Origin of the sequence: Imhoffiella purpurea, from assembly GCF_000585215.1 — a bacterium.
Lineage (GTDB): Bacteria > Pseudomonadota > Gammaproteobacteria > Chromatiales > Chromatiaceae > Imhoffiella > Imhoffiella purpurea.
Map to the genome: position 1 here is coordinate 140,670 of NZ_AONC01000025.1, position 12,541 is coordinate 153,210.

7 protein-coding genes are annotated in these 12,541 nt (G+C 62.9%); 4 read left to right on the top strand and 3 right to left on the bottom strand.

Annotation, left to right across the window (positions count from 1 at the left end):
• Positions 1-45 precede the first annotated feature (45 nt).
• Positions 46-3,882, bottom strand: coding sequence for a hypothetical protein (locus D779_RS08575; RefSeq protein WP_157726357.1), 3,837 nt, complete (start codon positions 3,880-3,882; stop codon positions 46-48).
• Positions 3,883-4,705: 823 nt separating this feature from the next.
• On the opposite strand from D779_RS08575, the gene D779_RS08585 reads away from it, so the two are divergent.
• From D779_RS08585 to D779_RS08595, 3 genes are read left to right on the top strand one after another with little or no spacing between them, the layout of a single operon-like run.
• Complete coding sequence (locus tag D779_RS08585) at positions 4,706-6,658, top strand: TonB-dependent receptor plug domain-containing protein (protein ID WP_232424128.1); 1,953 nt, start codon at positions 4,706-4,708, stop codon at positions 6,656-6,658.
• A gap of 29 nt (positions 6,659-6,687) precedes the next feature.
• On the top strand, positions 6,688-7,272 hold the full coding sequence (locus D779_RS08590; RefSeq protein WP_043752518.1) for a hypothetical protein: 585 nt from the start codon (positions 6,688-6,690) through the stop codon (positions 7,270-7,272).
• Positions 7,265-8,698 carry a GGDEF domain-containing protein gene (locus tag D779_RS08595; protein WP_052347989.1) on the top strand — a complete coding sequence of 478 codons (1,434 nt, stop codon included), beginning with the start codon at positions 7,265-7,267 and terminating at the stop codon, positions 8,696-8,698. The genes D779_RS08590 and D779_RS08595 overlap by 8 nt, the downstream gene beginning before the upstream one ends.
• A gap of 65 nt (positions 8,699-8,763) precedes the next feature.
• Here the strand turns inward: D779_RS08595 and rho are convergent, their stop codons facing one another.
• Together rho and trxA are read right to left on the bottom strand one after the other, a co-directional pair.
• Positions 8,764-10,020 carry a transcription termination factor Rho gene (gene rho, locus D779_RS08600; RefSeq protein WP_043752525.1) on the bottom strand — a complete coding sequence of 419 codons (1,257 nt, stop codon included), beginning with the start codon at positions 10,018-10,020 and terminating at the stop codon, positions 8,764-8,766.
• A 192-nt stretch (positions 10,021-10,212) separates the two neighbouring features.
• Complete coding sequence (gene trxA / locus D779_RS08605; RefSeq protein WP_043752527.1) at positions 10,213-10,539, bottom strand: thioredoxin TrxA; 327 nt, start codon at positions 10,537-10,539, stop codon at positions 10,213-10,215.
• 244 nt (positions 10,540-10,783) lie between these two features.
• On the opposite strand from trxA, the gene D779_RS08610 reads away from it, so the two are divergent.
• On the top strand, positions 10,784-12,538 hold the full coding sequence (locus D779_RS08610; RefSeq protein ID WP_043752530.1) for a DEAD/DEAH box helicase: 1,755 nt from the start codon (positions 10,784-10,786) through the stop codon (positions 12,536-12,538).
• Positions 12,539-12,541 lie beyond the last annotated feature (3 nt).

The following is a 12,541-nucleotide window of genomic DNA, read 5'->3' on the forward strand; positions in this document are numbered from 1 at the left end:
GCGGGCTTCGGTTTTCCAGTGGAATGCGGGCAGGCGCGAAGCGCATCAGCTCAAGACCGCAGAATATTCGGTCACGATGAGTATCGCGATGGCCAAGGCCCACGCCAAGGCCCTGAATACGGGTTCGTTGTACCATTCGGTGAAGGCCCCGTCGTGGATGGACTCGATGCGCCGAACCACGGCGAGCAATCTGTCGGATGGCGTTCTCGCTGCACGGTAATCGATGCCGGCGATCTCGTCTTTCAGATCCCTCAACAGCTGATTGCGGATGCGTCGAGCCGTTCCGCGCAAGAGGATGCCGGCCACCAGTGCGATGCCGATGCTGACGCCGATGAGCAGCAGAACCGATGCCGGCGTACCCCAATTGTCGAACCTGGAACTCAGGGAGAGCATCAGAAAGAGGATGACCACGATCGGCAGGTGGACGAACTGGGCCGCGGGTGCGGTGCGTTCCGCGATGAGCTCGGTGGAGAGCCAATAGTCTCGCGCCGACGCGAGATTGCCTGCCTGATCGAACTGGCACTGGGCCTCGCTCTGATAGGCTCCGATGGGCCAGCTGAAGCCGTCGGTCGTCTCGAATTTTCGTAGGAAACGGCTGCATAGTAACGCCTCGTCGACCGCGGCGAGCAGAAGCAGCATGAAAGGCAATCCGGCGAAGAGCCAGCCATTCGCCATTCCCAGCCAGTAGGAGTGGTCACCGCGATAGGGTGGCAGGGGCGTGCTCAGTCCGTAGACCATGAAAAATGACAGGAGCCAGAATGCCAGTGTGGCGGGGACGACGCGAGCGGCCCTTGCCAGTAGGGTCGCGTGTCGGCGATAGCGCTGCCATTCCGTCTGGATCGAGGGACGGGCACCGCGATCGTTTTCGGACCGCACACGCACGTCATCTTCTCTTCGGCCGATCCGGAAACCGATAAGCATGCTCAATCGTGCCCAAAGAGAGGGCCAGGTCGTCTGATAGCCGAAGAATTTGCACGCCTTCTCGGCAATCGGGGTCGTGCGATCGCTGCCGCGTCCTTCGGACCAGGCAGGGTAATCGTCTGGGGCCTGCTCATGGGGGCCAGATTCCTGGAGACCGAAGCGCTGGGTGATCCTCTCGTCCCCATCCTTCAGCTGGCGCCAACCATGGACGAGGAGCAGTGAGGCCGCGAGTCCGGCGATCAGTCTCATGATCTCCGACGGCCAGGTGCTGATGCCGCTGACGAAGGCGAAGGGTTCCTGGCACGAAGGAAATTCGAGTACTGCGATGATGGTCAGGGCGATGTAGATCGAAACGATGAGCATCGATGGATGATTCAGGTGCCAGCGCCATAGAGATGGATGCGAGGTCGCGAACTCGAAATGCGGGTTCGGAGAGTCGAATCGGCGGATCAGCGACGAGCCGTTGCTGGACAAGGACCTGATGGCGAACAGCCCCATCAGGGCGATGAGCGCCAAGGTGATCAGATGGGTTCTCAGGAAGCTGAGGATGCCGGAATTCCAATGCTGCGTTCGGGCTGTCGCAATGTCGTCGAAATCTATCGTCTTGTCGGCAGGCCCCTTTCCCGATGTGGCGACCGAGGCTTGCCCTCTGGGGCGAACGGGCAGCGACGAATACCAGTGCTTATCCGCTTGGATCGCTGGGATCTCGGGTGGTTCGACCTGGAAGAACCGGTGCCGCCCTACCTCGAAGAGCAGATGGCCGCTGCTGCGGACCTGTTCGGCGAGTTTGGCCTCGTCGCCCTGTAAAATCGCGAGCGTCGCAAGGTAGACCGAGGTTTGCAGTGAATGGCGAAATGGCGGGAATTCCCCCTGAGTGTACGCATCTCTTGGCCTATCCAGATTTTGACGCGGGCTCAGTCCGAAAGGGGCGGTAATGATGAGGTTGCGTGTGTGTGAAAATGCCTTGGCGTCGAGCAGGCCGGCATCCAGGTCGTTGGTGAAATAGAGGTGGGAGGGGAAGCGCTCCTTGAGTGCTTGAAGGATCAGTAGTTTGTCATAGTAGTTCGATCCCAGGATGCCGAAGGCCCTGATCGCGCCTCGATCGGTGCTTTTCAGCGCGACGTCCAGGTCGGCGATCTGTTGGGTGAGGCGTCGCAGATAGTCGTATTGGTTGGTTCCGATCGCGGGTTCCTTGAAGCCGGCATCCTGACCGGCGGCGATAGCCATCAGATCCAGCTTGCCGTCTTTGATGAGTGATGCGTTGTTCGAAGGCGGTGTCGTGACCGCCGAGCAGGTTCCATCGAGGCCGCGCATGTAGAAAAAGGTGTGCACCCAGGGAGGCGGTGGCACGTTTTCGGGGCAGGGGTCGCTGGCTCTGTTGTTTTGGCACCAGAGATCTGCGATCCGTGATTGGAACATTCGGGGGAGTGCGCGTCCGAATCTCGTGTCTTGCTCCGAGATCAGTGCGATATGGTCGCGCGACTCCAATGGGGTTGGGGATTCTCGTCCTGGGCCTGGATTGTGAGCGGCGAGGAAGGCGTGAATCAAGGATGCGTAACCGCCTTGCCGCTGGGTAGGGTCGACTCCACGAGTCTTGAGCTCTTCCACGAGGAGATGGATCGCCTTGTCGTCCGAGTGGATCGTGCGGTGTACGACGACGTTTGCGCATGGCGCATCTCGGTCGCTGTAGACTTTAGGGTCCCTGATCCTGATCGACTCCGCTGCCAGCCTGTCGAGTCGATCGCCGTGAAAGGCGGGGCTTAGCAGCGTGATCGGAGCGGTGGCGAAAGGCGACACGAGCTTGAAGTTGATCGGCTTGTCGGCCCATGGTGACGATATCAGGTCTTCGGCGGTGGGATCGGCTCGATTGTCGATATGCGAGTATGCCCCGTCACATTGGGAGCCACGCCAGCCGAGCAGTTCGACGTAGATGCGCTTCAGGCTATCGGAGGAGGCGGGTCCGATGACGCGAATGCTGCAGGATGTGAACGCAGGGTTTGTGGATTTGCGTGATGGATCGGGTTTGGTGCAGTAGAAGGGTCTTGGGGAGGTGTTATCCTGCTTGTTCTGGGGATAGCCGATCTCTTCGACGAGCTTGTCGACCGTCGTCAAGGGACCCGAGTAAGGCTTTTTCCCTGCATTCGGGCTGTCTCCATCGCTCCAGCGTCCAGAGAATTCTCCCAGGACCCCATGGATCGCTTCGTCGTTGAGCCAGAGTACCAGGATGATTCGGGACTCCCTGCGTGATTTCCACCGAAACGCCTCGAAGGGTATCTCGATCTCGATTTCGCGTTCCCTGGCGTTTTCGATGGCAAGAGACGGCTTCCATGTCCAGACGCCGATACGTTCCGGCTGGAGTGGGTGAAAGCCAGCGTGCGCCAGGGCCGCATGCGTCGCCAGGCGTATGCGCAGTCGCCATTCACGATCGACGGGATAGGGGCTGGCCCTGACCATGATCGGCATCACCATGAGTCGTGTGGTTTGGTCTATGGTCGCGAGATAGCTCAAGTATTGCTGGGGCGGAGAAGGATCTCTCTGTGCGTTCCGAGCTGTCGATGAGGTCGGGGTCGGCAGCATGGTTTGACCGTACAGGGACCATTTGCCCGCCTGAGGTGCGTAGTGAAAGGCGCTCGGTCCTGGCTGCATGAACCTGATTGGATGCCTGCCCGCCACACCAAACCAATGGACTTGCAGTGTCCTCGGCTGAGCTGTGGCTGTCGGTTCCGCTTCGGCCTTGTCGTTGCGCTCTGTTTCTTGTGGCCGCAACCGCTCTATGGCCTCGAAGGGATCCTCCCAGATTCTGGCCGGGACCGACTCGAAGGGATCCGTGGGCTCGGGACCGACGCTGGCCCTGGGGGGGCGGTGCGATTCGAGTGGATTCGGATCCAGGACCGCGGCCAGAATCAGCAGAGCCGCGACGATGACTCCAGACAGATTGATCGGAAGCTGCTGTCCGCTCATGGGGCCGCCTCACAGCAGGATAACGGAAGGCAGGTCATGGAACCGTCACGGTTTCCATGGCGCCCGATCTGAATATAGTCTACGAAAAGTGTTTTTGGCGGGCGGTCATCGGCATTCGTCTTCTGGCTGTATGGCCTGTCTGTTGGATCCGGCATTCGAATGTCGCTCGATGGGTTGTCGGAGGCCGGCTGAGAATCAGCCCTGCCGACCGACCTTTCAGGCGTTATATCTGTTCGATGTTCCCAGGCTTTCACCAGGGATATGGGGATCGTGCCTCGACCGGGTTTTCCATGGGCGCTCGCCCGGCTGCGAGCAGATCCTTCTCTGTCCGCGATTCGTGTGTGTCGGGACGGGCGGAGCCTTCAATCTGACGAAAAGAGATCTGAGATCGTTTATTCTCGTTGCTGCTGCTCGTTGCGTTCCGTGTTCCGTTCCGTGAATGGGCGCAGAGAGTGGCGGACTCGAGGCGGAAGTGCGTACTCGGGCGGGCTCGGCAATGCAGTCCCGTGCGGTCGCGGGCCTCGAGTCCGGACGATTCGCCGCAGGCTCGAAGAGCGGCTTGGATCTATATGATCCAGTGCCGCCCGCCGCGGCATGGCCGCTCGCGCGAATTTGTTCCTGGTGCGGTTGGTGTCATCCAAGGATCGAAGAACATGTTTGCTATCAGCTCGGGTTGGCCTGACCCAAGCCCCTCTGGGTCTTTTCGCGTCCGGATCGGGTGCGCTCGGCCATGAGTTCTGCTCCCAACGCATATAGACATCGCCCATGGTTTCGCCAAGCCGTCTTGTTTGACCCAGGGGCCCGCGCGGGGTATCTGAGGTGCTTGCTTTTCGGGATCGTACTGCTGTCGCCGACGGCTGTGACGGCGGCCGCCGAGGGTGCAGAGGACGGACCGCTTCGCGATCTGCTGGCTCTGCTGGACGAGGAGACCGAGCTGGCTACCCGCAGTGGCATGAATGCCGATTTCATCCCGGGCATGGCCTCCATCCTGGATGGCGAGGAACTGCTGCTGCGTGGAGCGCGCACGGTTTGGGAAGCCTTGTCTCTGGTGCCGGGCGTCGCCCAGGGGCTGGAGATGACCGGAGAGCGTCAGGTCCTGAGCCGAGGTGTCGGCTATTCGGGGTACACCTCGGGCAACATCAAGCTGATGCTGGATGGCGTGCCCCTCAACTCCGCGGTCATGGCGACCGCCAACGCCTTGCTCAACCTGCCGATCGAGCAGGTCGAGCGCATCGAGGTGATCCGGGGTCCCGGCGCCTCCGTGCATGGCGAATACGCCTATGCCGGCGTGATCAACGTGATCAGCCGCAAGCGCGAGCGCCGGATCCATGTCCAGCTGGGAGAGGGTGGCTCCAGGGGGGTCGGCGGCGTCTGGTATTGGGAGGATCCCGAGCGCGACCTGGATCTGTCGATCAATTTCGTCGGCGTGGAGGGCGAGGGTGGTGCCTGGGTCGACAGGGATGCGCTCTACAATAGGGGCCTCGAGTCCTACTCCTACGCCCCCGGCCGCTCCAACGAGTCGTCGCGTTTCCGCAGTCTGCTCGTCGATATGAGCTGGGGCGGGACCCTGGTCTCCTTGCAGGTTCTGAACGACGAATACGGCGACTATTACGGTGCCCATCATTATCTTCCGCCCGATGACGATCGGCTGGCCACCGAGCAGCGTTTCGTCACCGGACGCATCAGCCACGAGCTGATCCTCTCGGATACCTTGCGGGCGGATCTGCGCGCCGAGACCTGGCGTCACGATCGCTCGAGCGATCTCTATCTGCTTCCTGCCGGTTTCATGGGGATGGAGTCCGCGCTCTATGTCGAGCAGGATTACGACGAGGCCCGCTATCAGCTGGGCGCGGATCTGCATTGGCAGCCGAACGCACGGCATCAGCTGCTGCTCGGCCTGGAGGGCGGTCGCGCCGAGCTGCTGGATCCTCCGAGCGAGCATTGGTATACCGAGCGTCATCGGCGGATTCTCAGCGCGCTGGTGCAGGACCAGTTTCGGGCGACCGAGCGCATCGATCTGACCGCGACGGTCAGGCTCGACGATTACAGCGATGTCGGGAGCTTCGTCAGTCCCAGGCTGGCGGGGGTTTGGCGTTTCGACGACCACAACATCTTCAAACTGCAGTATGCCCGCGCCTTCCGGCCGCCGACCTTTCACGATCTCGAATATCCGGCCGAGGATCCGGTCAAGACGAGCGCGGTCAGCACCTACGAGATCGGTTACATTCGCAAGCAGGCGCGCTGGGAGGCGCGCCTCATCCTCTTCCAGTCCGATCTGGAGCGTCCCGTGACCATCGCCATGGGGGGCAGCGGGTTCGTCAACACTGCCGACGCGCGTCTGCGCGGCGTCGAGCTGGAGTACGAGTATCGGGTCGGACCCGATCTCAAGTTGGATCTATCCGCTTCCTATGTGGATGCGCGTCGCCTGGACGACGATGAGTCGCTGGAGGGCGGAACGGATCTGCTGGCCAACCTCGCCCTGCTATGGCGGCCCCTGCAGGACTGGACGGCGGCGGTTCAGTTGCGCTACGTCGGCGAGCGAGTCCGCGCCCTCTACGATGCCCGCGATCCCTTGCCGGGCTATACCCTGGCCGATCTCAGTCTGCAGTACCGCCCCGCCGCCAGGGGGCCCTTCGGGACCCTCGGGGTGAAGAATCTCACCGATGCCGATTATGCCTATCCCGATCAGTCGTTCGTCGGGGGCAGTCACGTGATGCCGGACGATTATCCACGTCCCGGCCGCACCTGGTGGCTGTCGGTCGGCTACAATTTCTGACCCGTCGACCATTATCGGTCTATATCCCAATGACCGGCCTTGCTTCTGGATTGATTCGTATCCTGATACTGGGGCTCTGCCTCTGTCTCGGCGTTTCGAACTCGGCCTCCGGGGGGGAGACGCTGTGGCGCGAGGACGCGCAGCGTTTTCGGGTCGGGCTCAAACTGTTTCCCGCCTGTCTGGGCGCTCTGGAGTCGCTCGCCGAGTACAGCACCCCGGACGGCAGGCTGCTGATACTGGTGGTCTACGAAGGATCCGATTCCGCGGCGCGTCAGGCGGCATCCAACCTGGATGCGATCGGTGAGATTCGCGGTATTCCGCTCGACGTACGGCTCCAGTCGGCCATGACCCTGGATGACTACCGGGGCGATGCGCCCGGTGGCATCTTCGTCGCGAGCGTCGGCATTCCGCCGGCTCGGTTGAAGGGCTGGTCCGTGCGCCATCGCGCCTTGGTCTTCTCGCCCTTTTCCGGCGCCGTCGAGGATGGGGCCGTCGCCGGTCTCTATGTGGCCGACCGAATCCTTCCCTACGTCAATCGAGCGCAAGCGCGACGCGCCAAGGTTCGGTTCAGGTCATTCTTCCTTGAGGTCGCGCGGTCCTATGAAGATGAGTGACAACGTCTTCATCGCCCATTGGCGCCCTTCGCTCCGGTTCGAGCGGAATCTGGCACTGATCTTCGGTCTGCTGGGTCTGACGCTCACGGTACTGATCGCCTTGCATTGGTACCTGGTGCTGGAGCCCACGCTCCGCATGGAGGCCGAAGGCCGATCCAGCGCGCTGGCTCATGCCCAGGTTCAGACGATCGAGAAGCTGCTGGACAGCGATATGACGCCCGCGCGTCTGCGCAACGAGCTCCAGACGGCCATGGACGGCATCCTGCTGCTCAAGGATCAGGCGACCGGCGCGCCCTTCGTCTACCGGATCACGCTGAAGCTGGATTACGATCTGTTCGATGCCCCCCGGGGAAGCCTCGATCTGACCCTGGGGCCGGGTGGCTGCGAGAACTGCTTCGTGTCCAGGGTGCCGCTCTACCATCCTCAGGATAGGCTCCTGATCGGGGTGGTGACCTGCTATTCCAGCACCCAGTTCCTCGATCATCTGATCGCGGATCTTCGCGCCAAGCTGCTGTGGGTGGTGGGGATCGTATTGTTCCTGATCCTGCTGGCCTGGTTCGAGACGAATCGTCTGCTCCGTCGTCTGCAGGACAGCGAGACCAATCTCGCCACCATCTTCGAGGCCGCGCCATCCCCCATGGTGCTCCATGTCGAGGGGCAGCTCGGTCTGCGCAAGGCCAACGAGGCGGCGAAGCGCTACCTGGGGCTCGAGGAGGACGCGACGGGTCTGCTCTCCAGCGATGCCTGGCTGGCGCTCTATGCGGCCGGTCTGCCGGACGCGATGGGCGAGCGGCGCGAGACGCGGATCCAAAAGGGTGATGGCGAGGTGCGCTGGGCGCTGGTGTCGGCGAAGTCGATCGAGCTCGCGCGCGAGCCCGGCAAGCTGATCACCCTGGTGGACGTCTCCGAGCTGAAGGCCACTCAGGACGAGCTGCGCTCGGCCTCCTTCACCGACGCCCTGACCAGCCTCTACAATCGGCGCTTTCTCTATCTGCGTCTCGCCAAGGAGATCGATCTGGTGAGGCGCTATGGACATCCCTTGTCGATCATCCTGTTCGACCTGGACCATTTCAAGCGGATCAACGATACCTTCGGTCACAGGGTCGGGGACGACGTGCTGGTGCAGGTCGCCGGAGCGCTCCGAACCTGTATCCGCGACGTGGACGTCGCCGGGCGCTACGGCGGAGAGGAATTTCTCGTCATCCTGCCTCATTCGACGGCGGCTCAGGCGTTCGAGGTGGCCGAGCGGATTCGCCATCTGCTCAAGGGGGTCGTCTGGCCGCAGAAGGATCTGCAGGTGACCATCAGCGGCGGGATCGGCCAGTATGGAGGCGAAGGGCTCGACGAGTTCGTGGATCTGGCCGACCAATGGCTCTACGCGGCCAAGGAGCGGGGCAGGGACTGCGTCCTCGGCCCGCCCGGCTGAGTGGCCCGCCGACGGGACCTTCGGGGCGAGCGCCTGCTCGACCCCCCGCGGGCTTCGGGTGCGTCTCAGCCCTTCATCGAGGAGAAGAACTCGTCGTTCGTCTTGGTCGCCTTGAGCTTGTCGTGCAGGAACTCCATCGCGGCCAGCTCGTCCATGGGATGCAGAATCTTGCGCAGGATCCACATCTTCTGCAGCTCGGCCGGTCCCATCAGCAGTTCCTCGCGGCGGGTGCCCGAGCGGTTGATGTTGATGGCGGGGAAGATCCGTCGCTCGGCGATGCGTCGGTCCATGTGGATCTCCATGTTGCCCGTGCCCTTGAACTCCTCGTAGATGACGTCGTCCATGCGCGATCCGGTGTCGATCAGGGCGGTGGCGATGATGGTCAGGCTGCCGCCTTCCTCGACGTTGCGCGCCGCGCCGAAGAAGCGCTTGGGGCGCTGCAGGGCATTGGCGTCGACGCCGCCGGTGAGCACCTTGCCCGAGGAGGGCACGACCGTGTTGTAGGCGCGGGCGAGTCGGGTGATGGAGTCGAGCAGGATGACCACGTCCTTCTTGTGCTCGACCAGCCGCTTGGCCTTCTCGATGACCATCTCGGCCACCTGGACGTGGCGGGTCGCGGGCTCGTCGAAGGTGGAGGAGATGACCTCGCCGCGCACCGAGCGGGTCATCTCCGTGACCTCCTCTGGACGCTCGTCGATCAACAGCACGATCAGGTGGCAGTCCGGATGATTGTGTCCGATCGACTGGGCGATGTTCTGCAGCATCATGGTCTTGCCCGCCTTGGGCGGCGAGACGATGAGTCCGCGCTGGCCCTTGCCGATGGGGGCGACCAGATCGATGGTGCGGGCCGTGATGTCCTCGGTGCTGCCGTTGCCGATCTCCAGCGTCAGGCGTTCCTGGGCGAACAGCGGGGTGAAGTTCTCGAACAGGATCTTCGACTTGGCGTTCTCGGGCCGGTCGAAGTTGATGTCGTTGACCTTGAGGAGGGCGAAATAGCGTTCGCCGTCCTTGGGCGGGCGGATCTTGCCCGAGATGGTGTCGCCGGTGCGCAGGGCGAAGCGGCGGATCTGGCTCGGCGAGACATAGATGTCGTCCGGACCGGCGAGATAGGAGGCGTCCGCCGAGCGCAGGAAACCGAAGCCATCCGAGAGGATCTCCAGGACGCCGTCGCCGTAGATGTCCTCTCCACGCTTGGCCTGTGCCTTGAGGATGGCGAAGATCAGGTCCTGCTTGCGGGAGCGTCCGACGCCCTCGATCTCCATGGATTGCGCCAGGGCGACCAGATTGGGCACCGGCGTCTTCTTCAATTCGGTTAGATTCATCACGGTTATCGTAAGACAGAGGTCATGGCTGGCAGACGGCGCCCCGCGTAGGAATCGAAGTCGCGAGGAAATGCGGGTGAGGGGCGGCAGTTTACCGGAGAGAGGGCGCCCGATCGGGCGCCCCGTATTTGATTCGGATCAGGCGGTCTCCTGGGGACTCGACCTAGTTGCTGGTCTCGTCTGGTTCGAACGTCACAGATTGCTGTCGATGAAGGCCGTCAGCTGCGATTTGGAGACGGCCCCGACCTTGGTCGCCTCGACCTCGCCGCCACGGAACAGCATCAGAGTCGGGATGCCGCGGATGCCGTATTTGGGAGGCGTGTTCGGATTCTCGTCGATATTGAGCTTGGCGACCTTGATGCGACCGGCATACTCCCCGGCGATCTCGTCGAGCACTGGGGCGATCATCTTGCAGGGTCCGCACCAGTCGGCCCAGTAATCCACCAGCACGGGTTCGGGGGATTTGAGAACCTCTTCTTCGAAAGAGTCATCGGTCACATGGACGATGCTATCGCTCACTGAAGTCGTCTCCCATATTGCTTGTAATAATTCGTTAAAAAGAGTATCGCGTATCGCGGGTGTGAGGGCTTGCCGTCGGTTTGGGACGTCGCGCGGATCGGGCGAGGAGCGGGCGGGCGAATTGGCGTTGGTATGAGCCCTTGAGTAAGATGCTATTTGATCCAAACGCAAGATAATTTGCAAGCCTTGCCCTCTGCGAGGTTCGTCACAGTTCACACGAGCCCAGCTCCAGACGCCCAGCTTCATGACTGACACACATCTCACCACGATTCGCTTCGACTCCTTCGCGCTCGATCAGCGGATCCACGCCGGCTTGGCCGATGCGGGCTTCTCGCTCTGCACGCCGATCCAGGCCCAAACCCTCCCAATCGCCCTGGAAGGCCGCGACGTCGCGGGACAGGCCCAGACGGGAACGGGCAAGACCGCCGCCTTCCTCTTGGTCCTGATGCAGCGTCTGTTGAGTCGGCCGGCACCCGAGCCCGCCTCCATCTCGCGGCCGCGCGCGCTCATCCTGGCGCCGACCCGCGAGCTGGCGGTGCAGATCCACAAGGACACCTTGCTGCTGGCGCGGCATACCGGGCTGCGGACCCAGGTGGTCTACGGCGGTACCGGCTATCAGAAGCAGCGCGACGACCTGGCTGCCGGCGTCGATATCCTGATCGGCACGCCCGGTCGGCTGATCGACTACTTCAAGCAGCATGTCTTCGATCTCAAGGGGATCGAGGTCGTGGTTCTGGACGAGGCCGACCGCATGTTCGATCTCGGCTTCATCAAGGATATCCGCTATCTGTTCCGGCGCATGCCACCGCCCGAGTCCAGATTGGGAATGCTCTTCTCCGCGACCCTGTCCTATCGGGTGACGGAGCTCGCCTACGAGCACATGAACCACCCCCAGTTGGTCAAGGTGGAAGCGGAGACCATCACCGCCGACCGGGTGCGCCAGTGCTGCTACATGACCTCGAACGAGGAGAAGATCCCGCTGCTGATCGGTCTGGTCCGGAGCTGGGAGGATGCGCGCATCATGGTGTTCGTCAACACCAAGCGCGAGGCCGACCGCGTCTGGGGCTATCTCCAGGGCAACGGCATCAATACCGCCGTGCTCTCGGGCGACGTGCCGCAGAAGAAGCGGCTCAAGCTGCTGCGCGACTTCACCGAGGGCTCCCTTCCCGTCCTGGTCGGGACGGACGTGGCCGCGCGCGGCCTGCACATCCCTGACGTCAGCCACGTGGTCAACTACGATCTGCCCGAGGATCCCGAGGACTATGTGCATCGCATCGGACGCACCGCGCGGGCGGGCGCCACGGGCGACGCCATCGGCTTCGTCTGCGAGACCTATGCCTTCTGTCTGCCCGATATCGAGGCGTACATCGGCTCCAAGATCCCGGTATTGCCCGTCGACGCCGCGCTTCTGGCCGAGGTCGATCCGCGTAGCAAGCTGCGTCCCGATCGGGCGGATCGCGAGGCTCGTCGTGACGGCGGGCGCAAGTCTCGGCGCGATTCGCCCCGGGACGGCGAGCGCGAGGGACGCGAGCGTCGGCCGCGCAAGGGCGAGCCCAGGAGAACGTCCAGGGACGAGCCGGACGCTGGCGTCGCGGATGCCGCTTCCGTCGAGCCGCCTTCCGAGGCTGATCGGCCCAGGAAGCCCGAGCGCAGGAGGACGCCCAGGGACGAGCCGGCCACTGGCGTCGCGGATGCTGCTCCCGTCGAGTCGCCTTCCGAGGCTGATTGGTCCAAGAAGCCCGAGCGCCCGCCGAAGGTCGAGCCGAGCCCATTGCTGCCCGCGCTGCCCATCGAGCAGGCGGCCCTGACCAGCCCGCCGCCGCCCTCCGTCCTGGCTCAGGTGGGGGCGATGGTCGAGCCAGCGGGATCGGGAGCCGAGGATGAGACGTCTTCGGAAGAGCCGAAGCGCAAGCGCCGTCGGCGTCGGCGCAAATCCTCGAGCGAATCGACGGGTGCGGGCACGGAGGATACGGCACCGACATCCGAATCGGTCGAGTGAGAC